Here is a 22991-nt window from a genome sequence, read left to right as displayed (position 1 = left end):
ATCAAGCGGCGGCCGCCGCCAGAGCGCGGGCTAGCGGATGCGGCGGGCGAGCACGTACCCCTGCGGCGACTTCTCCGGCGCGACGGGCTCGCGGATCAGCTCCGCGACCGTCTCGAACCCCGCCTCCTGCAGCCGCTGCCGCACCCGTTCCGGGTCCTGCCGGCGGGTGCGCAGGTCGATGTCGTGACCGTACGCGTGCGTCAGGTGCACGACGTCCTCCCCCACCTGGAACGCGAGCAGCAGCAGCCCGCCCGGCCGCACCGCCCGGGCGAACTCGCCGTAGAGCTCCGGCTGTCGCTCCTCGGGGGTGTGGATGACGGAGTACCAGGCCAGCGCGCCCGCGAGGGATCCGTCCGCGAACGGCAGCGCCGCCATCGACCCGACCTCGAAGCGCAGACCGGGATGCTCACGCCGCGCGACCGCGACCATCGCCGGCGAGAGGTCGACCCCCACGACCTCCAGCCCGAGGCCGGCGAGGTGCCCGGCGATCCGTCCGGGACCGCAGCCCAGGTCCCCGACGAGGCCGCCGCCGAGCGCGCGGACCTCTTCCGCGAACACCCCGAGCATCGCCCGGTCGAACGGACTGCCCGCCAACTGATCGCGCAGCAGCTCGGCGTAGTCCTCGGCGACGGTGTCGTACGCGACTCGCGTCTCCGTCACATCAGCGGGCTCGGTCACGCGAATCATCGTAGGGCGTGAGACCGCCGCCGTCCGGGGCGTCCGCGAGCTCCCGGACGAAATCGGACCAGCCGAGGCGGCCGCGCGTCGCCGCGGCACCCGCGAGGTTGTCGCCCGCCCGGTACGCGCGCCCGACGGCACCCGGGATCCGGACGGGGAGCACGCGCCTGCGCCGTCCGCTGTATCGGCGCACCAGCTCGGGCACGTCGAGCACCTCCGGCCCGGCGAGGTCGGGGACCCGTCCGGCCGGCGCCGACAACGTCAGCTCGGCGAGGCGCTCGGCGACCTCCGCCCGATGCACCGGCTCGAACCGCAGACCCCGCGGCGCCGGGGTGAACGGAAGCCGGGACAGGCCGCGGATCATCGGCAGCAGGAACTCGTGAAGCTGGGACACCGCCAGGATGGTCCACCCGACGCCCGAGGCGGCGACCACCCTCTCAGCCTCGGCCTTCGCCCGGAAATAGCCGATCGGCATCCGGGCTGCCCCGACCACGGAGATGAGGAGCAGGTGCTCGACCCCGGAGCGGCGTGCCGCCTCCGCGACATTGCGGGCCGCCCGGTCGTCGCCTCTCGCTCCTCCGGCCAAATGGAGCACGGTGTGCGCTCCCGCGAAGGCCCGGTCGAGCCCTCGCCCCTCGACGGTGTCCGCGCCCACCTGAGTGATCCGCGGATCTGTGGCGGATGCGGCCTCCGGATGCCGGCTCAGCACGCGGACCTCCCGCCCCGCAGCGCAGAGCAGAGGGACCACGCTGCGCCCGATCCTGCCGGTCCCACCGGTCACCACGACGATGTCATCCATGTCGGTTCTCCTGTCGACGTGTCACACGGGCCGTCTGCGACCCGTCGATAAGGTGACGATCGAGAGACGGAGAACGTGACATGACCGACGCACGCGCGCTCGCGCAGCACTTCGAGGAGGAGCGGCCCCGGCTCACCGCCATGGCCGCGCGGCTGCTGTCGTCGCACGCCGAGGCCGAGGACGCCGTGCAGGAGACCTGGCTGCGGCTGAGCCGGGCCGACACCGCGCTCATCGAGAACATCGACGCCTGGCTCACCACCGTCCTCTCCCGGGTGTGTCTCGACCAGCTGCGATCGCCCCGGCGTTCGCGCGAGCGGTCCTGGGAAGCGGCCCCCTGGTCGGAGGAGCCGATATCGGGCCGCGGCGACCCCGCGGCGGAGGCGGAGGCCGGCGATCGCATCGCCGCGGCGCTGCTGGTCGTGCTCGACCAGCTCAGCCCCGCCGAACGCATCGCGTTCGTCCTGCACGACGTCTTCGGCCGTCCGTTCGACGAGGTGGCGGCCGCGCTGGATCGCTCCCCGCAGGCCGCACGGCAGCTGGCCTCCCGCGCGCGCCGCCGGCTGCACGGCTCTCCGGACGGGGGCCGGAGCGACGTGCGGCGCGCGCGTCCACTCGTCGACGCCTGGCTCGCTGCGGCTCAGCAGGGGGATGTGCGCCGCCTCCTGGACCTTCTCGACGACGACGCAGTCCTCGACGCGGACTACGGCACGAGCCGGCAGCACCTTGCCGGCGCTCAGGAGATCGCCGCTCAAGCGGTCATCGCCGCCCGGCTCGCCGCGCACTCGACACCGGTCCTCCTGGGAGGGCGGCCGGGCGTCGCGGCGGTGATCGGCGGCCGGGTCGTCTCGGTGATGGCGTTCGAGATCGCCGGTGACCGCATCGTCCGGCTCGACGTGCTGGCGGACCCTGCACGTCTGGCGCGACTCGACATCGCGGGCGCGCTGGGACTCCATTGACGACGAAGCGCCCCCGGCCGGTGGCCGAGGGCGCTTCAGAGAGGTGTTACCGCAGGTACCTGTCGTAGAGCAGGGTCCTGCGGCACAGATCCGGCGGGTGACAACCGCTGTCGCGGTCCTCACCGTGGAGCATCGCGTGACCGAAGTCACGCAGGCGCGAGGCGTATGCACGCCACGAACTGGTATTCATCGTGGTTCTTCTTCCGGTAGTGCGTCCTTGCACACCGATGCACGCTGGCGGGCGCGATCGGACGCGGGGATGGGTGAGCATCCGCGTCCGTGCGCCGCTTAACGCACGGAGGGCGTCGCCCCGTTACGGGGGCGACGCCCTCCGCAACGCGGACACTCTCTATAAAGGGGGAGTCCGCGTCACGCAGCGACGGTCAGCCGTCAGTAAGAAGAGCCCCGATGGGGCGCTGATTACTTGAGGGTGACGGTGGCGCCAGCCTCTTCGAGCTGGGCCTTCGCCTTGTCGGCGGTCTCCTTGTTGGCGCCCTCGAGCACGGTGCTCGGTGCGCCGTCGACGAGGGCCTTCGCCTCACCGAGGCCGAGGCTGGTGAGGGCGCGCACCTCCTTGATGACCTGGATCTTCTTGTCACCGGCGGCCTCGAGGACGACGTCGAAGGAGTCCTTCTCCTCGACCTCTTCGGCAGCGGCGCCCGCACCACCGGCGGCCGGGGCGGCCACGGCGACGGGGGCGGCGGCGGTGACCTCGAAGGTCTCCTCGAACTTCTTCACGAACTCGCTCAGCTCGATGAGCGTGAGCTCCTTGAACGCGTCGAGCAGCTCGTCAGTCGACAGCTTTGCCATTGTTCTCTCCTTAGTGTGTGTGGTTACTCACCGCTGGCCTGGTCCTTGCGGACTCAGGCAGCGGACTCCTGCTTCTCACGCAGCGCGTCGACCGTGCGAACGGCCTTCGAGAGCGGTGCGTTGAACAGATATGCGGCTCCGAACAGCGAGGCCTTGAAGGCGCCGGCCAGCTTGGCCAGCAGAACCTCACGGGACTCGAGGTCGGCGAGCTTGCCTACCTCTTCTGCGGTCAGGGCGTTACCGTCGAAGTAACCGCCCTTGACCACCAGCAGAGGGTTTGCCTTGGCGAAGTCACGCAGCGACTTCGCGACGGCGACAGGGTCACCGTGCACGAAGGCGATCGCGGACGGCCCCGCGAGCTCGTCGTCGAACGACGAAATGCCCGCGTTGTTGGCCGCGATCTTGGTCAGCGTGTTCTTCACCACGGCGTAGGTCGCGTGCTCACTGATGGACTTGCGCAGCGTCTTGAGCTGAGCAACAGTGAGACCGCGGTACTCGGTCAGCAGAACGGCGGTCGAGCTCTCGAACAGTCCTTCGAGCTCGGCAACCGTGGCTTCCTTGTTCGCCATGGCCTACTCCTCAATCATCTTCGTCGCACATCGCGGGAGCGATGTGCCCGCCAGAGGCCGCTGGGCAAAGAAAAAAGCTCCGGCGCAAGGGCACGGAGCTGGCGACGCAGAGGACTGCGGAACTTGCTTCACACACCTGCGCGGGCGCCCACCTGAGTGGATCTTCGGTCGTGCACGCACGACGACCAGCGGTCTTTGGCTCCGACAAGAGTACGGGATGGTCGGCCCCGCACGCAAATCGGCTCAGCCCACGGGCACAGGAGCGAGCGGCAGCGTGACGGTGAACACGGTACGGCCCGGTTCGCTCGCGACGGTCACCTCTCCCCCGTGCGCCTGAACGACGGCCTGCACGATCGCCAGACCCAGACCGGTCGAACCGGTGGCGCGGTTGCGGGAGCCGTCCCCGCGGGCGAAGCGCTCGAAGAGCGTCGTCTGCAGGGCTTCCGGGATGCCCGGTCCGTCATCGGCGACCGTGATGACGGCGGTCCCCGCTTCGGTGTCGGCGCGGAGGCCGGCCGTCACGGTGGTGCCCTCCGGGGTGTGGACGCGCGCATTCGCCAGGAGGTTCATCAGCACCTGGTGCAGCCGGGGCGCGTCGCCGATCACCTCGACCGGCTCCTCGGGCAGATCGAGGACCCACTCGTGGTCGGGCCCGGCGGCGTGCGCGTCGCTCAGCGCATCCACCAGCAGTAGGGTCACATCCACCGGGTCGCGGTCGAGCTCGCGGCCCTCGTCGAGCCGGGCGAGCAGGAGCAGGTCCTCGACGAGCGACGTCATGCGGGTCGCCTCGGACTCGATGCGGCCGAGCGATCGCGTCACATCGGGCGGGAGCTCGTGCGGAGCGCGCCTGGTCAGTTCCGCGTAGCCGCGGATCGAGGCGAGGGGCGTGCGCAACTCGTGGCTCGCGTCGGCGACGAACTGGCGCACCTTCTGCTCGCTGGCCTGCCGCGCGGTCAGCGCCGAGGCGATGTGGCCGAGCATCCGGTTGAGGGCGAAGCCGACCTTTCCCACTTCGGTGTGCTGGTCGGTGTCGGCGTCGGGGACGCGGACGGAGAGCGCGACATCGCCGCGATCGAGTGGCAGCGACGCGACCTGCTCGGCCGTGCCCGCGACCCGCTCCAGCGGGCGCATGGCGAGCCGGACCACAAAGTTGGCGATGAGGAACGCGAACACGAGTCCGGCCAGCGTGACCAGCGCGATCACCAGGGCGAGCCGCGCGACTGTCGCGTTCACATCGCTGAGCGGGAGGCCGATGATCACGCTGTCGCCGTTGGACAGCTGCGCCGCGGCCACGCGGTACGAGCCGAGGGTCTCGCCGAGGTCGACCGTCCGCGGATGCTGGTCGGCGGGGACGCTCAGCAGCGCGAGACCATCGATGGTGACCGGCTTGGGAGCGAGCGGCTGGTTCGTCTGGGAGGTCGGCCGGTCCGCCAGGATGACGGGCGGGAACAGCAGGCCGCCCTCCGCACTCCGCACCGCCCCGAGCGTTCCCGTCGGCTGTCCGGGCGTCTGCACGACGCCGGCAGCCTCGGGCACGGTGGGACCGCCCGCGTTGATGCGGTCGGCGGCGTGCTGGCCGCGCTCGAGCGCGGAGGTGAGCTGCCCATCCAATCGCTGCATCAGGTAGTTCTGCAGCGCGAAGACGCTGACCGTCCCGATCACGGCGCCGAGCACGGCGAGCATCGCCACGACGACGAGCACGACGCGGCTCCGCAGCGTCCACGAGCGGAACGGTCGGATGCGCGGAGAACGGCGGGTCGCACCGCCGTGCGGTTCCGCGACCCGCGGGGCGCCCGCGACGCGGGCTGAGGTCATTGCGCGGCCTTCACCATGTAGCCGGCGCCGCGGACCGTGTGGATCATCGGGGCACGTCCCGCGTCGATCTTCTTGCGGAGGTAGGAGATGTAGAGCTCCACCACGCTCGACGAACCGCCGAAGTCGTAGCTCCACACCCGGTCGAGGATCTGCGCCTTGCTGAGCACGCGGCGCGGGTTGCGCATGAGGAAACGGAGCAGCTCGAACTCGGTGGCGGTGAGCTGGATGAGCTGACCGTCGCGGTGCACCTCGTAGCTGTCCTCGTCGAGCACCAGGTCGCCGACGATCAGCACCGGGTCCTCGTGGTCCGCGACCGCGGCCCGGGAGCGGCGCAGCAGCCCGCGCAGGCGGGCGACCAGCTCCTCCAGGCTGAACGGCTTGGTGACGTAGTCGTCCCCGCCCGCGGTGAGACCGGCGATCCGGTCGTCGAGGGAGTCTTTCGCGGTGAGGAAGAGCACCGGCGCCTCGTTGCCGTCCGCGCGCATCCGGGAGAGCACCTGCATCCCGTCGATGTCGGGGAGCATGATGTCGAGCACCACGACGTCCGGCTTGAACTCGCGCGAGAGCTGAAGCGCCTGCTGTCCGGTGGAGGCGGTCTTGACCTCCCAGTCCTCGTAGTGGAGGGCCATGGCGAGCAGATCGGTGAGGGTCGCCTCGTCGTCGACGACGAGGACCCGGATGGCGCTGCCGTCCGCACGGCGCAGCAGGCTACGGGACTGGCTGGAGGGGCCGGAGGCGGCGCGAGTGTTCATGGTCACCTTTCTCATTATGAGGAGGGCGATGGATGCGGTCTTTGCACAACCTATGAACTGTCTGAGCGCGCCCCGGCCCGACCTCAGCGAAGGGACAGCGGCAGCTCCTCCCCGAGCCACGAGAGCTTCTGCGGGTTGCGGACGATGTAGAGCTCGGTGATCCGCCCGTCCTGGACCCGCGCCGTCAGCACCCCGTCGAACTCGCCCGACACGTGGAGGGCCAGGGCCGGGTTGCCGTTGACGACCGCCGGCTCGATCGCGAAGTCCGGAGCCTTGCGGATCCCGCCGGCGATGAAGCGCGTCACCTTGTCGGCGCCGATGACCGGCCGGAGCGCGGCCTGCTTGAGGCCGCCGCCGTCGCTGATCAGCACCACGTCGGGGGCGAGCACGTCGAGGATCGCCTGCACATCGCCGGTCTCGACGGCGACGCGGAAGGCGTCCAGCGCCGCCCGCGCCTCATCCGCCGTGACGCTGACGCGCGGGCGTCGCGCCTCCACGTGCTGCCGCGCACGGTGGGCGATCTGCCGGACGGTCGCGGGCGACTTCTCGACTGTCGCCGCGATCTCGTCGAACTCGAAGCCGAAGATCTCGCGCATCACGAACACCGCGCGCTCGGTCGGCCCGAGCGTCTCCAGCACCACCATGAGCGCCATCGAGACGCTCTCCGCGAGCTCGGCGTCGTCCGCGACATCGGGCGAGGTGAGCAGCGGTTCCGGCAGCCACGGACCCACGTACGCCTCGCGGCGCCGCTGGGCGCTCCGCAGGCGGTTCAGTGCGAGCCGCGTCGCGATCCGCACGAGATAGGCCCGGGGCTCCCGCACCTCCGCCTGGTCGACGGCGCTCCACCGGAGCCAGGTCTCCTGCAGCACGTCCTCCGCGTCCGCCGCCGAGCCGAGCATCTCGTACGCGACCGTGAAGAGGAGGTTCCGGTGCGCCACGAACAGCGATGTCGCCGTGTCCGACCGATGCGAGTTCATGCACCCTCCCGTCCGCGATTCGCGCCTGCGCCGACGGCGTCCGACGCGTCCACAGCGAGCATACGGCGGCGCTCCCGGTCGCCGAAGGCGGCGGGGAGCCGGGTCGCTCCCGGATGCCGTGCCTCGAGGACGAGCTGCTGCACGGTTCCCCGGCACACCAGCTCCTTGACCGCCGCGCCGGCGCGCCCGCCGATGTGCGCCCGGGTCGCCGTGTCGTTCCTGTGCTCGAACTGGAAGATCCCGTGACGGCGGCCGAGGCTGATGCAGAGTCCGACGAACGCCATCACGAACGGCTCGGGCTGCCGTCCGTCGACCCGGCGGAGCACCGTGTCGGCCGCGTGGCCGCCGAGCGGTTCGGCGGCCTGGCAGCTCATCCGCAGCGGGAGCCCGGACGGTGCGGCGGAGTCGCCCGCCGCGACGATGCGGTCGTCGTCGATGCTGGTCAGCGTCTCATCGGTGAGGAGGCGGCCGGCGGCATCGGTGGTGAGCCCGCTGAGCCGGGCGAGGTCGGGTGCCACGAAACCGGCAGCCCAGATGGTGAGCGCGGTGGAGCGTGTGCTTCCGTCCGCCAGGACGACCGCATCCCGCTCGACCGCCGCCACCCGCGACGCGGGGCCGTCCACGACGGCGACGCCCAGTGCGTCCAGGCGCCGGGCGACCGATCGCCGGCCTCGCGGATGCAGCGACGGCCCGAGCGGTCCGCCGCAGTACAGCGTGACGGAGCGGCCCTGCTCGGCGAGCTCCGAGGCGACCTCGATGCCGAGCGGACCGCCGCCCACGACGGCGATGGGGGCCGTGGGGGCGAGCGCGGCGAGCTCCTCCCGCAGCCGGTCCGCGTCGCCGAGCTGCGCGATCGCGAGGGTGTGCTCGGCGGCGCCCGGAACGCCGGCCGGCGCACGGACACTGCCCGCGGCGTAGACGAGGTGGTCGTAGCCGAGCCGGTCCCCGGAGGCGAGCTCCAGCCGCCGGGCCGGTGCGTCGATGCGCTCGACGACGTCGACGACGAGGCGGACCGACGGCGCCAGAACCTTTCCGAACTCCACGAGGGCGTCGTCGGTGCCCGCCGCCAGCTGGTGGAGCCGGATGCGCTCGACGAACACCGGTCGTGAGTTCACCAGGGTCACGGACACGCCGGGGTGCCCGCTGAGCCGGTTGGCCGCGGCGACACCCGCGTACCCGCCTCCGATAACCACGACCTGGGCCTGCTGCTGCATGGGATTCCTCCTTCTCATGTGCTTCAGCCATAGGACACAGGAGGGCCGGAGGATGTGACATCGCACAGGAAGATCGGCACTCGGCGGATGCATAGCTTCGCCATAGCGCGCCGAAAACGCCGGTCCTTAACCTCCCGCAAGAAGTTCATCCGACAGCACAGTTTGGAAGCCAATGTTCGGGACCTACCTGCGGCGCGAGCTGCTCAACCGCCGCAAGCAGACGATCATCATCGCGATCGGGATGGCCCTCGCGATCGCCCTGGTCATCATCGTCAACGCCGTGTCCGCCGGCGTCCGGCAGGCGCAGGAGAGCGTGCTGCAGTCCGTCTACGGCGTCGGCACGGACATCACGGTCAGCCAGCCGGCCACCACGCAGAACGCCACCGCCGAGCAGGGCCAGGGCGGCGGACCGCGATTCGACTTCGGCGCGCAGGCGGGGACCGACACGGGCACGGCCCGGCAGGTCAACACCTCGCGGCTGCAGACGACGCGCGGCGCGACCGTGATGGACGCGTCCACGCTGACCACGGTGAAGGGCGTCAAGAACGTCGCGTCCGCGGCGTCGGTGCTGTCGCTGACCAACACGAGCTTCAGCGGCACGCTGCCGAACTTCCAGCAGCTGCGGCAGGAGCGGGAGAGCGGTCAGGCGGCCGCCCCCACCGCGCCGCCCACGGGGGGCGCGGACGGCGCCGGCGGCAGCTCGTTCACCGTCGACTCGTTCTCCGTGCTCGGTCTGGACCCGGCCGGCAAGTCCGTCGGACCGCTCGCCTCGGTCACGCTGACCGGCGGGCGCAGCTTCACCGCGGCCGACGCGGGCAAGGATGTGGTGGTGCTCGACGCGAGCTACGCCAAGACGGCGAGCAAAGCCGTCGGCGACACCGTCACGATCGGCGGGACGGACTTCTCCGTGATCGGGATCGTCGCGGCCACGGGCTCCGACGCCACCACCGCGGCCAACGCCTACATCCCGCTGGATGTCGCCCAGACCCTCTCCGGGCAGACCGGCAAGATCTCGTCCGTCTACGTGAAGGCGGCATCCTCGGGCGACATCGACCAGATCAAGACCGACATCAGCAAGGCGGTCTCCGGCGCGACCGTGAGCACCCAGGCCGACCTCGCGTCCACGGTCTCCGGCTCACTCGGCAGCGCCGGGGAGCTCATCGCGAACCTCGGAACCTGGCTCTCGGTCATCGTGCTCGCGGCGGCGTTCCTGATCGCCATCCTGTTCACGATCTCGGGCGTCACCCGGCGCACCCGCGAGTTCGGCACGCTGAAGGCGATCGGGTGGTCCAACGGCCGCATCGTCGGCCAGGTGGCCGGCGAGTCAGTGGTGCAGGGCGTCATCGGAGGGGTGATCGGCGTGGCCATCGGCCTCCTCGGCGTGCTCATCGTCAACGTCATCTCGCCCACCCTCACCGGCAGCGTCGCCCGCGGCACCACGAACGCGGCGCGCACCGGATTCGGCGGCGCGGGCGGGGCCGGGACGGGCGGGACCGGGACGAGCGGAGCAGCGGAACGCGGCTTCGGCGGCGCCTTCGGAGCGGCGCGCGAGGCGGCCACCACCTCCGCGAACATCGCCCTCCACGCACCCGTGACCCTCTGGGTCATCGTCGGAGCGGTCGCCCTCGCGGTGCTCGGCGGCCTGCTCGCCGGCGCGATCGGCGGCTGGCGTGCCTCCCGCCTCCGCCCCGCCGCCGCCCTGCGCTCGGTCGCCTGACCGCCCCTTCGACCCCAAGGAGTCACGATGTACACCCTCACCGACGTCACGAAGAAGTACAGCCAGTCCAAGCGCCAGGTCGTCGCCCTCGACGACGTGAGCCTGGAGATCCCGGACGGCCAGCTCGTCGCCATCCAGGGCCCGACCGGCGGCGGCAAGTCGACGCTGCTGCAGATGCTGGGAGCGCTCGACCGGCCCACCGCCGGCTCCGTGCAGCTCGGCGCCGACAGCCTCTCGAAGCAGCGGGACGGCAGGCTGGCGAAGATCCGGGCGAAGGAGATCGGCTTCGTCTTCCAGGGCTTCAACCTGATCCCCACCCTGACCGCGCAGGAGAACGTGGAGACGGCGCTCGCGCCGCTGAAGGTGAGCGGCGCCGAGCGCAAACGCCGCGCGGCGGAGGCGCTGGCCTCGGTAGGGCTCGCGGACCGCGGCAACCACCTGCCGTCGGAGCTGTCCGGCGGCCAGCAGCAGCGCGTCGCCATCGCGCGCGCCCTGGTCAAGAACCCGGAGGTGCTCCTCGCCGACGAGCCCACCGGCAACCTGGACGAGGAGACCCGCGACGAGATCATGGACCTGCTGGAGGGGCTGTGGCGCGATCGCGGCCTGACCGTGGTGATCGTCACGCACGACTCTGCCGTGGCCAAGCGGGCTCAGCGCCGGCTGCACATCAAGCACGGGCGGGTCGACGAGGTGGCCTGAGCCACCGGCTCAGCCGAGGGGGACGACCACCATCCCGAGCGCCTCGGCGAGCACGACGGCCTGGCGTTCGTCGATCACGGTCCCGCGCAGCACGACGTCCGACGGGTCGACGCCGGTCACATCGCTTCCCGCGATGCTGGCGGCGGTCAGGTCGGCGCCGGTGATGAGCGCGGCACTGAGGTCGCATCCCTCGAACCGCGCCTCCTGGCAGCGGGCCTCCGAGAGGTCGGCCTCGCGCAGCCGGACGCCCTCGAAGGTCGCCCCGCGCAGTTCCGCGCGGCGCAGGCTGACGAACGACCAGTTGCCGCCCTCCACCTTCAGCAGCGGGAACTCGCAGTGGTGGAAGGTGCTCCCGGTCAGCTTGCACCGGCGGAACGTGCTGTCGAAGAAGTTGCACGACTCGAACCGGCAGTTCACGAACGCCGACTCGTCGTGCTCGCTGACGTTGAAGCGAACGGTGCGGAACACGCACTCGGTGAACGTGGCGCCGGTGCTCCGGAGCTCGGTCATGTCCACGTTGTCGAACACCATCCCGGTGAACTCGACGCCGTCGAGGTCGCGCCCGTACCAGTCCTCGCCTGTGATGGTCTCGCCCGCGCTGGTCACGGGGCGAGCCTAGCCTGTGCCCGGGATGCCGCGCGGAGTAGCATCCTGCCCACAGAAGGGGGCACGATGACGACTCTCGACGGGCGGAACGCGACGGCGCTGCTGGTGATCGACGTGCAGAACGGGGTGATCGGCGAGGCGTACCGGCGGGACGAGATCGTGGAGAGGATCCGCGGCCTGGTGGATCGGGCGCGCGAGGAGTCCGTGCCGGTGGTGTGGATCCAGCACTCGGACGAGAACCTGCCCTACGGCAGCGAGGCCTGGGAGTACGTCGCGGAGCTGCGTCGCGCCGACGACGAGCCGCTCGTGCCCAAGCAGTACGCGGACGCGTTCGAGGACACGACCCTGGAGGCGGTGCTGGCGGATGCGGGCGTCGGACGGATCGTCGTGACGGGCTCGCAGACCGACGAATGCATCCGCGGGACGATCCACGGCGCGGTCGTCCGCGGTTACGACGTCACCCTGGTGGGCGACGCGCACACGACCGAGGACCTCTCGCCCTGGGGTGCGCCGCCTCCCGAGCTGGTGATCGCCCACACGAATCTGTACTGGTCGAACCACCGCGCTCCCGGCCGGACCGCCGAGGTGGTGGACGCGGCGGAGGTCGCCTTCGGCTGAGCGCCGCCATCGTCACCCGCTCCCGGTTCGGGTCCGGGCTCGCCCGGTACCCTCGGAGCATGGCCAACGACCTCGCGAACTTCTTCGGCGATGTGGGGCCGTTGGTGTTCTACCTGGCCGTCTGGGGGCTGGTCTTCGCCGGGACGGCGCTGTTCGTCGGGGTGTTCATCCCGTTCATCACCGGTGACTCGCTGCTGTTCGGCGCGGGCATCCTCACCGGGACGAACCCGGAGCTGTCCATCTGGGTGCTCGCCATCGGCGTCGGGGTGGCCGCGGTGCTCGGCGACCAGGTCGGCTTCTGGCTCGGCCGCCGGTTCGGCCGTCCGTACCTGACCCGCCGCGGCGGGCGCTGGGTGCAGGCGGGCGTGCGCCGGGCGGAGCGCTTCTACGAGCTCTTCGGCTGGTGGTCGGTGGTCATCAGCAGGTACATCCCGTGGGGACGCGTCTTCATCCCTCCGATCGCCGGCATCAGCGCGATGCGGTACTGGCGCTTCCTCACCGCGAACATCGTCGGAGCACTCAGCTGGGGCGTGCTGATCACCGTGATCGGGTACTTCGCCGCCGTGAACCCGAGCGTGCGCCCGCTCGCCTACGTGGTCGCCGGGGTGGTCATCCTGGCCTCGATCGTCGCGGGCGTGCGCGCCTGGCTGCTCGATCGCCGGGCGCGCCGCCGCGTCAGTCCTGGTTGCTGAAGGCCGCGTCGAACGACGCTGTCGGCTGCTTCCACAGCAGGGAGCGGATGTAGCCCACCGCCTCCTTCGCGCCGTGGAGGCGGTCCATCCCGGCGTCCTCCCACTCGATGGAGATCGGACCGGTGTAGCCGATGGACTCGAGCGCCCGGAACGCGTCCTCCCACGGCACGTCGCCGTGCCCGGTGGAGACGAAGTCCCAGCCGCGGCGCGGGTCGCCCCACGGGAGGTGCGAACCGAGCACCCCGGCCCGGCCGTTCTTCGGCCGCAGACGCGTGTCCTTGCAGTCCACGTGGTAGATGCGGTCCTGGAAGTCGACGATGAAGCCCACGGGGTCGATGTCCTGCCACATCATGTGGCTGGGGTCCCAGTTGAAGCCGAACGCCTCGCGGTGGTCGATCGCCTCGAGCGTCCGCACGCTGGTCCAGTAGTCGTAGGCGATCTCGGACGGGTGCACTTCGTGCGCGAACCGCACGCCCTCGCCGTCGAACACGTCGAGGATGGGGTTCCAGCGGTCGGCGAAGTCCTGGTAGCCGCGGTCGAACACCTCGGCCGGGACGGGCGGGAACTGGGCGACGTAGGGCCAGATGCTGGAGCCGGTGAAGCCGACGACCGTGTCCACGCCCAGCTTGCGGGCGACCTTGGCGGTCAGCTTGAGCTCCTCGGCCGCGCGCTGGCGGACGCCCTCGGGGTCGCCGTCGCCCCACACCTTGGAGCCGACGATCGCCTGGTGGCGGAAGTCGATCGGGTCGTCGCAGACGGCCTGACCCTTGAGGTGGTTGGAGATGGCCCACACCTTCAGCCCGTACCGATCGAGCAGATCGAGGCGCTCCTGCAGGTAGGCGTCGTCCTCCGCGGCGCGCCAGACGTCGAGGTGCTCGCCGGAGCAGGCGATCTCGAGGCCGTCGTAGCCCCACTCGGAGGCGTACTTCGCGACCTCCTCCAGCGTGAGGTCGGCCCACTGCCCGGTGAACAGGGTGACCGGGTGCGTCCGCCCCGACTCCGTCGCGGGGGCTTCACGTGTCTCGTCCGTCATGGGTTCGTTCCCCTCGTTGTCGTTCTCGTGTCTACTGTGCGATGTCGACCCAGGCGCCCGACTCGGCCGAGTCGATCACCGCGTCGGTGACCCGCACGGCCCGCAGGCCGTCGGCGAAGCGCGGGAGGCCGTCGGGGCTCTCGCCCGCGACGGCGGCGTACGTGTCCGCCACGAACGCGTTGAACGCGTCCTGGTATCCCTGCGGGTGCCCGGACGGGACCACGCACAGGCGCGCCGCGTCCTCGCTGAGCTGGTCGGCGTCGCGCGGCACGATCAGGCTGCCCTTCCGCCGGCCGATCCACAGCGTCTCCGGCTGCTCCTGGTCGAAGGCGACGCTCTCGGCGCTTCCGGCGATCTCGAGCCAGAGCCGGTTCTTACGGCCCGGCGCGACCTGCGACACCAGCAGGGTGCCGAGTGCGCCGGAGTGCGTCTCGACCACGACGGCGACCGCGTCCTCCGTGGTGATCCCGCTGTGCGAGGCCCGCTCGGCGAACACCGTGCGCTTCGTCGCGGACACCCGGCTGACGCGGTCGCCGCTGACGAACTCGACCAGGTCGACGAGGTGCGACCCGATGTCGGCGAACGCCCGGGAGCGACCGCCCTGGCGCGCATCCACCCGCCAGTTGTCATCGCTCTCGCCGAGCAGCCAGTCCTGGAGGTAGGACGCGTTGATGCTGAGCACGCGGCCAGCCTCACCGGAGGCGAACCGCGAGCGCGCTTCACGCACCATCGGGTGGAAGCGGTACACGAAGGGCACCGTGGCCGTGCGTCCCTCCGCCGCGGCCACGAGGCCTTCGGCGTCGGCGACCGTCGTCGCCAGCGGCTTCTCGCACACCACATCCTTGCCCGCGGCGAGCACGGCGGCGGCCTGCTCCGCGTGCAGGGCGTTGGGCGTGGTGACGTGCACCAGGTCGATGGTGTCGTCGGACAGCACCTCCTCGAGCGAGGAGTACGCCCGGCCGATTCCGAGCCGTTCCGCCGCCGCCACCGAACGCTCCGGCGTGGAGGAGACGATGCCCGCCACGTCGGCCCGTGCGGCGCGGGCGGCGCGGGAGTGCACCTCCGCCATGAAGCCGCCACCCACGATCGCGACGCGGAGGTTCGCGCCCGCCGCGGTTCCGTCCCGGCGGGTCAGCCCGCCGTTCGTCGCCGCCGTCGCCATGGCGGTCGGCTCGTTCCCGTCCGTACCCTCGCTCATACCGTCAGCCTCACGCCAGGGTCGCCGCGCGCGGGTCCCAGTCCTCCGGCAGGGCGGGAGCGACCTCGACGGTGCTCTCCACCTCGACCGGCGTCCGCGACTCCCCCGCCTCGATGGTCGACACCATGATGTCGAGCACGTGGTACGCCTGCTCGCCGGACGCCCGCTCGGGCACGCCGGCCCGGATGGCCCGGGCGAGCTCCACCACACCGATGCCACGCGTGGCGGTGGTTCCGGTCGACGGAACCGTGTTCACGCCGTCGGCGTCGTGCACCAGCAGCTCGCCTTCGAAGGTGTTCGGGTCGGGAACGACGACCGTGCCGTCGATCCCCGCGACCTCGAACTGGGTGCGGCCGAGCTTCGAATCGAAGCTGAACACGGCCTGCGCCGTCTGCCCGCTCTCGAACTCGTACAGGGCGCTGACGTGGGTCGGGACCGTGACGGCGAACTCCTCGCCGGCGCGCGGACCCGATCCGATGATGCGGCTCTCCCGCGCCTTCGACGCGACGGCGCTGACCCGTGCGACCGGTCCGAAGAGCTGCACGAGCGCGGTCAGGTAGTACGGGCCGATGTCGAACAGCGGCCCCGCGCCCTCCTGGAACAGGAAGTCGGGGTTCGGGTGCCACGACTCCGGCCCCGGGCTCTGCATGAGCGTGAGCGCGGTGAGCGGCGCTCCGATGTCGCCGTGCTCGATCAGTCGCCGGGCGGACTGGATGCCGGAACCGAGGAACGTGTCGGGCGCGGTCGCGACCCGGAGGCCCTTGGCGTGGCCCGCCTCAAGCAGTTCGCGTCCGCTCGCGCGGTCGAGGGCGAACGGCTTCTCGCTCCAGACGTTCTTGCCCGCGGCGAGCGCCTGCAGGGCGACGTCGACATGCACCTTCGGAATGGTCAGGTTGACGACGATCTCGATGGCGTCGTCGGCGAGCAGCTCCTCGACCGTCCCGGACCCGGGGACGCCGTACTTCTCGGCCTGCGCCTGTGCGCGCTCGAGGTCGATGTCGGCGACGAACCGCACGTCGAGGTCGGGGAACGAAGTGAGGTTGCCGAGGTACTCGTTGCTGATGACACCGGCGCCGATGACGCCGACTCCGACGCGCCCGGCGCTCACGCGAGGCCCTTCGAGGTGAGGAAGGCGAAGCTGTCGGCGACGGCCTGGAAGCGGTCGCCGCGCGAGTCGTCGAGTTCGATCACGCGGAGCGCCTCAGGGGCCGCGGCGATGATCTGCTCGATCGGCAGCGAGCCCTGGCCGACGGCGACCTGGTCCTTCGTCTCGTGCGTGCCGGGGCCGTCCTTGATGTGCAGCGCGACCACGCGGTCGCCCAGCTTCGGCAGGAAGGACACCGGGTCCGCGCCGCCCACGGCGACCCAGTACGTGTCGACCTCGAGGACGACCTCGGGCGCGAGCCGGCCGGCGAAGAACTCGAGCGCCGTGACGCCGTCGATGGTGCTGGAGATCTCGTGATCGTGGTTGTGGTACCCCACGCGGATGCCGTACCTGGCGGCGACCTCGGCGGCGGCGTTGAGCTGCTCCGCCGTCTTCGCGACGTCGTCGGCGCTCTGCCACTTGTCGGGAGCGACGAACGGGTCGATGACCGTCTGGATGCCGAGGGCCTTCGCCGACTCGAACACCCGGTCGAGGTCGCCCCCGATGAAGCCCTGGTGCGTGGTCGGCGCGGAGAGACCAGCCTCGGCCAGGCCGTCGCGAAGCGCGTCACCGAAGTCGAGGAAGGCGAACGGCTCCACCTGGGTGAACCCGATGTCGGCGATGCGCTTCAGGGTTCCGACCGTGTCTTCGGTCAGGAGTTCGCGGACCGTGTACAGCTGCACGGAGACTTTTGACGTCGACACTGTTCTCCTCGTCGAGTTCTTGGGTGAAGGCTTCTTGGGATGGAAGCTTCTGGGGTGGAGGCGCCGAAGGGGCGCGGGAACCATTCAATCGGCACTTCTGCCGGATGTCAAACAAAAGTCGACGTATGCGTGCATGACTTTGAGCACCGCGCCGTCACTGTGGTTCAATACCCTCATGACCGACAGCGCGCGAGACTCGGTGCTCGTCGCCGCAGACGCCGCGGAGCTGCTGGCGATCCTGCGCGACGGCATCCCGCGCACCCGCGCGCAGCTCGCCGAGCTGACCGGGATGGCGCGGTCGACCATCGCGTCGCGGATCGACACCTTGACCGGAGCGGGCCTCGTCGCGCCCGCCGGCGACGACGTGTCGTCGGGCGGCCGCCCTCCGGCGCGCATCCGCTTCAACCCCGACTCCCGCGTCATCGTCGCGATCGATCTGGGCGCCACCCACGGCGTCGTCGCCCTGGCGAACCTCGCCGGCACGATCGTGGCCAGCGAGTCGCGCCGCCTCCGCATCGCCGAGGGGCCGGAGGTCATCCTCGACTGGGCGCTCGAGACGGCGAGCGAGCTGTACATCGCCTCCGGCCGCCAGCCCGAGGAGCTCATCGGCGTCGGCGTGGGCGTCCCCGGCCCGGTCGAGCACTCGACCGGGCTGCCGGTCAACCCGCCGATCATGCCCGGATGGGACCGGTTCGACATCCCCGCCTACATCCGCCGGGTGTTCGACGTGCCCGTGCTCGTCGACAACGACGTCAACCTGCTGGCGCTGGGCGAGCAGGCGCTCATGTACCCGGACGAGACCGACCTCCTGTTCGTGAAGGTGGCGACGGGCGTCGGCGCCGGCATCATCAGCGGCGGCCGCCTGCAGCGCGGGGCCCTCGGCTCCGCCGGCGACCTAGGCCACGTCCGCGTCCCCTTCGGCACCGACACACCCAGCCACGGCGAGCAGGACGCCGACCTGGAGTCCCTGGTGAGCGGACCGGCCATCGCCCGGTCGCTCGCGGCGGCCGGCTTCCCCGCCGCGACCAGCGACGACGTCGTCGAGCTGGCACGCAGCGGCAACCCCGCCGTGCACAACGCGATCCGTCAGGCGGGCCGCGACCTCGGAGCCGTGGTCGCGACCTGCGTGAACCTCCTCAACCCGTCGACCATCGTGGTCGGCGGGAGCCTCTCCCGCGTCGGCGAGCAGCTGCTCGCCGGGATGCGCGAGGTCGTCTACCAGCGGTCGACACCGCTCGCGACGCAGCATCTCACCATCACGCAATCGCGCTCCGGCGAGACCGGCGGCGTCATCGGCGCCGCCATCATGGTCGTCCAGCGGGCGCTCGATCCCGAGGCGGGCATCCCGCGCACCCTCTTCCGCTGACACGCGGGAGCGGACGGGCGGAACGCCGCAGCACCGCATCCTGAACACACTCGAATCGATTCGAAGACGAAGACGCAGCACAATGACCACCGAACAGCACACACCATCTGAAAGGAGTGCCGTGAGCACCCGCAGCGAAACCTCCGGCCGCCCCCTCCGCGCCGGCGTCGTCGGCCTCGGCTGGGCCGGCCAGCAGCACATGGCCGCCTACGACGCCCTCCCCGGCGTCGAGCTCGTCGCCATCGCCGGGATGGAGGACGGCCCCCGCGCCGAGCTCGGCGAGCAGTACGGCCTCGAGCGGCTCTACCGCGACTGGAAGGATCTCGTCGCCGACGGCGACCTCGACGTCGTCAGCGTCGCCGTGCCGACCTTCCTGCACGCCCCGATCGCCGTGGGCGCGCTGGACGCGGGCATCCACGTCCTCAGCGAGAAGCCGATCGCCCGCACCGCGGCCGAGGCGGAGACGATGGTGGATGCGGCGCACCGCGCCGGCCGCGTGCTGGAGGTCGCCTTCAACCACCGGCGCCGTGGCGACATCCAGGCGCTCAAGGCAGCGATCGACGCCGGCCAGATCGGCCGGCCGTACCACGCTCGCGCCGTCTGGCTGCGCCGGGCGGGTATCCCTGCGCTCGGCAGCTGGTTCACCAACCGCGAGATGGCCGGCGGCGGTCCGCTGATCGACATCGGCGTGCACGTGCTCGACTACGCGCTGCACCTGTTCGGCGAGCCGCGGGTCGTCGCGGTCTCCGCGGTCACCCACTCCGAGCTCGGCGTGCGCGGCCGCGGCGGTGCGACCGCGTCGAAGCAGCACGTCGGCTCGGCCTACGAGGTCGAAGACCTCGCGAGCCTGCTGCTCCGCCTCGAGGGCGGCGGCTCGATCGTGCTCGAGACCAGCTGGGCGGCGTACCGTCCGGCCGGCGACGAGTTCGGCATCACGCTGTACGGCACGGAGGGCGGCGCGGACCTGCGCGTCGTCGACTACGCGCCCTCCGGCGAGCTCACCATCTTCACCGGCGACGGCGAGCAGATCGAGGACATCAGCGTCACCGCCGACCCCGGCCGCGGCCACCTGGCCGTCGTCGAGACGTTCCTCGAGCACGTCGCCGACCCGTCCGGCTGGGCGAACTGGGACGGCGCCCTCGCCCTCGAGCGGGCGCGCGTCATCGACGCCGCCTACGAGTCCGCGCGGATCGGCGCCGAGGTCCGGCTCGCCCCCTCCCACGCCGCGACCGCCCCGGCGCAGCCGGATCGTGCCGCAGCCGGCGCCACCACGAAAGGAGCATGACCATGACCCTGCGCGTCACCGTCTGGAATGAGGGCGTCCACGAGGCGACCCAGCCCGAGATCGCCGCGATCTACCCGCACGGCATCCACGGCGCCATCGCCGAGGGCCTGCGCGACCTCCTCGGCGACGATGTCGTCGTGCGGACGGCCACGCTCGACGACCCCGAGCACGGGCTCGACGAGCAGTCCCTCGCCGAGACCGATGTGCTGCTGTGGTGGGGGCACATCGCTCACGACCGCGTCTCGGACGAGGTCGTGGAGCGGGTCCGGCAGCACGTGCTCGGCGGGATGGGCCTGATCGTGCTGCACTCCGGCCACTTCTCGAAGATCTTCATCCGGATGCTCGGCACGACGTGCTCGCTGCGCTGGCGCAACCCGGAGGGCGGCGAGCGCGAGCTCGTGTGGTCGGTCAACCCGACCCATCCGATCGCCGAGGGTGTGGACCAGCCGATCGTCATCGAGGCGCAGGAGATGTACGGCGAGTTCTTCGACATCCCCACGCCCGACGACCTCGTTTTCATCAGCTCGTTCACCGGGGGCGAGGTCTTCCGTTCCGGCGTCACGTTCACGCGCGGGCGCGGCAAGATCTTCTACTTCAGCCCGGGCGACCAGGAGTATCCGGTGTACTTCCACCCGCAGGTCCGCCGGGTGCTCGCCAACGGCGTCCGGTGGGCGGCTCCGGTCCCGAGTGCGCGCCAGGCGCCCGAGGTGTCGAACCCCCAGCCGGTCTGAGCCCGTCCGCCCGACCCCGCCATCCCGACCATCGCCACACCGAGGAGACGAGCCCCATGACCGACGCCCTCGCGACGCTCCCCGAGCCGCGCCACCCCGACCCCGCGGACGCCCCGCCGCTGCGCTGGGGCGTGCTCGGCCCCGGCGGCATCGCCGCCGACTTCACCGACGCGCTCCACCGGCACACCCGGCAGCGGGTCGTCGCGGCCGGGTCCCGCTCGGCCGAACGTGCGGCGGCGTTCGCGGCGGCACACGGCGCCGAGCGCTCCTACGGCTCGTACGAGGCCCTGGTCGCTGACCCGGACGTCGACGTGGTCTACGTCGCGACCCCGCACAGCGAGCACCTGGAGCACTCCCTCCTGGCCATCGCCGCAGGGAAGCACGTGCTCATCGAGAAGCCGATGGCCGTCACGGCCGAGCAGGCGCGCCGGATCGTCGCCGCGGCGCGCGAGGCCGGCGTCTTCGCCATGGAGGCGATGTGGACCCGCTACCTGCCGCAGACGGACATCGTCCGGCAGCTGCTGGAGCGCGACGCCCTCGGCGAGCTGCGCGTCGTGACGGCCGACTTCGGCGGCCGGGCGGCGTTCGACCCCACGAGCCGGCTCTGGGATCCAGCGCTCGCGGGCGGCGCCCTCCTCGACCTCGGCGTCTACACCGTCTCGTGGGCGTCGTTCGCACTGGGCGCCCCGGCCGGCATCATCGCGACGGGCGCCCTGGCGGAGACCGGGGTGGATGCGCAGGCCGCGCTGCTGCTGTCGTCCGCCGACGGCGCCCAGGCGCTGCTGAGCACGAGCCTTCTCGCCGGCACGCCGTCCCTCGCCACGATCTGCGGCAGCGACGGCCGGGTCGAGACCGACAGCCCGTTCTGGGGGCCGAGCGGCCTCCGTGTGTTCCGGGCCGACGGCACGCTCGCCGCGCACTGGCGCGACCCGTACGGCCGCCCGCATCGGGACGGGATGGCCTACGAGGCCGCCGCCCTCGCGCGCTTCGTGGCGGAGGGACGGACCGAGTCGCCGCTGCACCCGCTCGCGGAGGCCGTCGACACGCTGGCGACCATCGACGAGGCCCGGAGGCAACTCGGCGCGACGCGCGTGGAGTGACGGCGAGGGTCGGCGGGACGCGGCACAATGGAGAGGTGCTCGACTCCGCTCCGTACCGCACCGCCGACCTGTACCGGCCGGCCGTCCTGGCGGATCTGAGCCCGGCGCGTCCGGCCCCTGTCCCTGTGGTTCCGGCCGTTCCCGGTCAGACCGGGCATCTGGCGCGCGTGGTGGCGCGATCGAGCGACCGCGTCGGCTGGCTGCGGGCACGCAGCCGCGGCATCACCGCCACCGACGTCGCCAAGCTGTCGAGCCCCCGCTCCATCCGCGCCGCGGCCTACGACAAGCTCCACGGCACCGGATTCAGCGGCAACGTCTTCACGCAGCACGGACGCTCCCGCGAGCCCGAGATCGCCGCGTGGGTGGCCGCGACGCACGGCATCGAGCCGTCCGAGCTGCTCTTCCACGCCGAGCGCGACCGCCGGCACCTGGCCACACCGGACGGGCTGATCCTCCGCACGGGCGGACGCATCGAGCTGGCCGAGATCAAGACGACCAACAAGCCGTTCCGCAGCATCCCGCGCCCCTACCTCCGCCAGATCTGGTGGCAGCAGTACGTGCTCGGCGCCGAGCGCACCCTCTTCGTCTGGGAGCAGCACGACGGCTTCGTGCCGCTCCGCGACGAGCCGGAGTGCCGCTGGGTGGACCGCGACGACGCGGAGATCGCCAAGCTGGTCGCGCTGGCCGCCGACCTCATCGAGGTGCTGCGTCAGGCGACCTCGGCGCGTCCGCCTGCCGCTCCCACCACCGGGTCCGCCTCGGTCCCCGCAGCGACCTCCGTCGGGACGGCGACGGCACCGACCGGGATGCGCGTCAGCGCCACGGCGTAGACGGCGATCCACGCGACCGCCACTGTCGTGCCGATCAGCTCCAGCCAGGCGCCGACGTCCGCGCCGACGCGCACGATCGCCAGCAGCCCGCCGACGATGGTGATCACGGCGACCGCGGCGCAGCTGATCCGTGAGAGGCGCGAGATCCGCGGGAGGCTGCGGCTGAAGCCGACCTGCAGCATCGCGAAGCACGCCGCCGCGAATCCGAGCACCGCCGAGACGGTGTGGATGAGGTCCTGCGGCGTCGACCGCGGATCGGCGAGCGGCACCGGGCAGTACGCCGAGCAGGTGATCTGCGAGGCGAGCACGAAGCACAGCGCGGCGAAGCCGAGGCTGAGCGCAGGCGACCAGCGCCCCAGCAGCGGGGCCGTCGACCGCACATGGCCGCTCGCCAGCGCGATCGTGAAACCGCCCGCCGCGATGAGCAGGAGCGCGACGGCGAACGGGCCGGCCGTGGCCGCGCCCCGGGCGCCGAGCTCGCTGACGTACACCGGGTACGGCACCGTCAGGCGCGCGGCCCAGATGATGGTCAGCCCGCCCAGGACGCAGAAGGTGCCGATGGCGAGCAGGATCGGGACGGCGCGCTGCCAGCCCCGCGCGAACGCCGGGACGGCGAACGGCTCGCGGGCGATCCGCAGCAGTCGTCGCACGGGGCCTCCTCGGTCCGGGGTCGATGAATCCTACCCGGCGCACCGCTG

At 71.6% G+C, this 22991-nt stretch carries 23 protein-coding genes and 1 pseudogene; 10 read left to right on the top strand and 14 right to left on the bottom strand.

Annotated features, from left to right (window positions below; genetic code table 11):
- Positions 1–30: 30 nt before the first annotated feature.
- Positions 31–678 (bottom strand): class I SAM-dependent methyltransferase, encoded by a 648-nt coding sequence (locus J2W45_RS17010; protein ID WP_310134265.1) that lies wholly within the window; start codon positions 676–678, stop codon positions 31–33.
- Complete coding sequence (locus tag J2W45_RS17005) at positions 662–1477, bottom strand: SDR family oxidoreductase (RefSeq protein WP_310134263.1); 816 nt, start codon at positions 1475–1477, stop codon at positions 662–664. Before J2W45_RS17005 ends, J2W45_RS17010 begins: the two co-directional genes overlap by 17 nt.
- A gap of 80 nt (positions 1478–1557) precedes the next feature.
- Here J2W45_RS17005 and J2W45_RS17000 point away from each other — a divergent pair, with 80 nt between their 5' ends.
- On the top strand, positions 1558–2433 hold the full coding sequence (locus J2W45_RS17000; RefSeq protein WP_310134261.1) for a sigma-70 family RNA polymerase sigma factor: 876 nt from the start codon (positions 1558–1560) through the stop codon (positions 2431–2433).
- A 420-nt stretch (positions 2434–2853) separates the two neighbouring features.
- Here J2W45_RS17000 and rplL read toward each other — a convergent pair whose 3' ends face one another.
- The 6 genes from rplL to J2W45_RS16970 form a co-directional block, all read right to left on the bottom strand.
- The gene (gene rplL, locus J2W45_RS16995) at positions 2854–3243 is read right to left on the bottom strand and encodes a 50S ribosomal protein L7/L12 (protein ID WP_064110997.1); all 390 of its coding nucleotides are present in this window, start codon (positions 3241–3243) and stop codon (positions 2854–2856) included.
- A 53-nt stretch (positions 3244–3296) separates the two neighbouring features.
- The gene (gene rplJ / locus J2W45_RS16990; protein ID WP_310134259.1) at positions 3297–3812 is read right to left on the bottom strand and encodes a 50S ribosomal protein L10; all 516 of its coding nucleotides are present in this window, start codon (positions 3810–3812) and stop codon (positions 3297–3299) included.
- Positions 3813–4055: 243 nt separating this feature from the next.
- Positions 4056–5627 (bottom strand): sensor histidine kinase, encoded by a 1572-nt coding sequence (locus J2W45_RS16985; RefSeq protein ID WP_310134258.1) that lies wholly within the window; start codon positions 5625–5627, stop codon positions 4056–4058.
- Positions 5624–6379: a response regulator transcription factor gene (locus J2W45_RS16980; protein WP_310135077.1), complete on the bottom strand. Its 756-nt coding sequence runs from the start codon at positions 6377–6379 to the stop codon at positions 5624–5626. The genes J2W45_RS16985 and J2W45_RS16980 overlap by 4 nt, the downstream gene beginning before the upstream one ends.
- Before the next feature lie 83 nt (positions 6380–6462).
- Positions 6463–7356, bottom strand: coding sequence for an RNA polymerase sigma-70 factor (locus J2W45_RS16975; RefSeq protein WP_310134256.1), 894 nt, complete (start codon positions 7354–7356; stop codon positions 6463–6465).
- Complete coding sequence (locus J2W45_RS16970; RefSeq protein ID WP_310134254.1) at positions 7353–8570, bottom strand: NAD(P)/FAD-dependent oxidoreductase; 1218 nt, start codon at positions 8568–8570, stop codon at positions 7353–7355. The genes J2W45_RS16975 and J2W45_RS16970 overlap by 4 nt, the downstream gene beginning before the upstream one ends.
- A gap of 172 nt (positions 8571–8742) precedes the next feature.
- Here J2W45_RS16970 and J2W45_RS16965 point away from each other — a divergent pair, with 172 nt between their 5' ends.
- Entirely contained in the window at positions 8743–10287 is a 1545-nt protein-coding gene (locus J2W45_RS16965) for an ABC transporter permease (RefSeq protein ID WP_310134252.1), read from the top strand.
- 27 nt (positions 10288–10314) lie between these two features.
- Entirely contained in the window at positions 10315–10986 is a 672-nt protein-coding gene (locus J2W45_RS16960; protein ID WP_310134250.1) for an ABC transporter ATP-binding protein, read from the top strand.
- A gap of 9 nt (positions 10987–10995) precedes the next feature.
- On the opposite strand, the gene J2W45_RS16955 is transcribed toward J2W45_RS16960, so the two are convergent.
- Positions 10996–11592: a pentapeptide repeat-containing protein gene (locus J2W45_RS16955; RefSeq protein WP_310134247.1), complete on the bottom strand. Its 597-nt coding sequence runs from the start codon at positions 11590–11592 to the stop codon at positions 10996–10998.
- A gap of 66 nt (positions 11593–11658) precedes the next feature.
- Here J2W45_RS16955 and J2W45_RS16950 point away from each other — a divergent pair, with 66 nt between their 5' ends.
- Together J2W45_RS16950 and J2W45_RS16945 are read left to right on the top strand one after the other, a co-directional pair.
- Positions 11659–12210, top strand: a complete 552-nt coding sequence (locus tag J2W45_RS16950; protein ID WP_310134244.1) for an isochorismatase family protein — start codon at positions 11659–11661, stop codon at positions 12208–12210.
- A gap of 59 nt (positions 12211–12269) precedes the next feature.
- A complete protein-coding gene (locus J2W45_RS16945; RefSeq protein ID WP_310134241.1) occupies positions 12270–12902 on the top strand; it encodes a DedA family protein in 633 nt (210 codons plus the stop codon).
- Here the strand turns inward: J2W45_RS16945 and J2W45_RS16940 are convergent.
- The 4 genes from J2W45_RS16940 to J2W45_RS16925 are packed head-to-tail and all read right to left on the bottom strand — an operon-like array spanning position 12886 to position 16960.
- Positions 12886–13935, bottom strand: a complete 1050-nt coding sequence (locus J2W45_RS16940) for a sugar phosphate isomerase/epimerase family protein (RefSeq protein ID WP_310134238.1) — start codon at positions 13933–13935, stop codon at positions 12886–12888. The two genes, J2W45_RS16945 and J2W45_RS16940, sit on opposite strands and share 17 nt — an antisense overlap.
- Positions 13936–13966: 31 nt before the next feature.
- The gene (locus tag J2W45_RS16935; protein ID WP_310134236.1) at positions 13967–15133 is read right to left on the bottom strand and encodes a Gfo/Idh/MocA family protein; all 1167 of its coding nucleotides are present in this window, start codon (positions 15131–15133) and stop codon (positions 13967–13969) included.
- A 10-nt stretch (positions 15134–15143) separates the two neighbouring features.
- Positions 15144–16241, bottom strand: coding sequence for a Gfo/Idh/MocA family protein (locus tag J2W45_RS16930; RefSeq protein ID WP_310134233.1), 1098 nt, complete (start codon positions 16239–16241; stop codon positions 15144–15146).
- Entirely contained in the window at positions 16238–16960 is a 723-nt protein-coding gene (locus tag J2W45_RS16925; protein ID WP_310135075.1) for a sugar phosphate isomerase/epimerase family protein, read from the bottom strand. The genes J2W45_RS16930 and J2W45_RS16925 overlap by 4 nt, the downstream gene beginning before the upstream one ends.
- A gap of 196 nt (positions 16961–17156) precedes the next feature.
- Between J2W45_RS16925 and J2W45_RS16920 the strand changes: the two genes are divergently transcribed.
- The 5 genes from J2W45_RS16920 (at position 17157) to J2W45_RS16900 (ending at position 22293) form a co-directional block, all read left to right on the top strand.
- The gene (locus tag J2W45_RS16920; protein ID WP_310134229.1) at positions 17157–18347 is read left to right on the top strand and encodes an ROK family transcriptional regulator; all 1191 of its coding nucleotides are present in this window, start codon (positions 17157–17159) and stop codon (positions 18345–18347) included.
- 121 nt (positions 18348–18468) lie between these two features.
- The gene (locus J2W45_RS16915; protein WP_310134225.1) at positions 18469–19632 is read left to right on the top strand and encodes a Gfo/Idh/MocA family protein; all 1164 of its coding nucleotides are present in this window, start codon (positions 18469–18471) and stop codon (positions 19630–19632) included.
- Positions 19629–20363 (top strand): ThuA domain-containing protein, encoded by a 735-nt coding sequence (locus J2W45_RS16910; protein WP_310134222.1) that lies wholly within the window; start codon positions 19629–19631, stop codon positions 20361–20363. Before J2W45_RS16915 ends, J2W45_RS16910 begins: the two co-directional genes overlap by 4 nt.
- Positions 20364–20419: 56 nt before the next feature.
- Positions 20420–21463, top strand: a complete 1044-nt coding sequence (locus J2W45_RS16905) for a Gfo/Idh/MocA family protein (protein ID WP_310134219.1) — start codon at positions 20420–20422, stop codon at positions 21461–21463.
- Positions 21460–22293: a YqaJ viral recombinase family protein gene (locus tag J2W45_RS16900; RefSeq protein ID WP_310134217.1), complete on the top strand. Its 834-nt coding sequence runs from the start codon at positions 21460–21462 to the stop codon at positions 22291–22293. Before J2W45_RS16905 ends, J2W45_RS16900 begins: the two co-directional genes overlap by 4 nt.
- A gap of 50 nt (positions 22294–22343) precedes the next feature.
- On the opposite strand, the pseudogene J2W45_RS16895 reads toward J2W45_RS16900, so the two are convergent.
- Positions 22344–22784: pseudogene (locus J2W45_RS16895) on the bottom strand (DUF998 domain-containing protein); the annotation flags it as partial.
- Between the last annotated feature and the right edge of the window lie 207 nt (positions 22785–22991).

Origin of the sequence: Leifsonia shinshuensis, from assembly GCF_031456835.1 — a bacterium.
In the GTDB taxonomy this organism is placed as follows: Bacteria; Actinomycetota; Actinomycetes; order Actinomycetales; family Microbacteriaceae; genus Leifsonia; species Leifsonia shinshuensis_C.
This window is presented reverse-complemented; position numbering and strand designations above follow the sequence as displayed.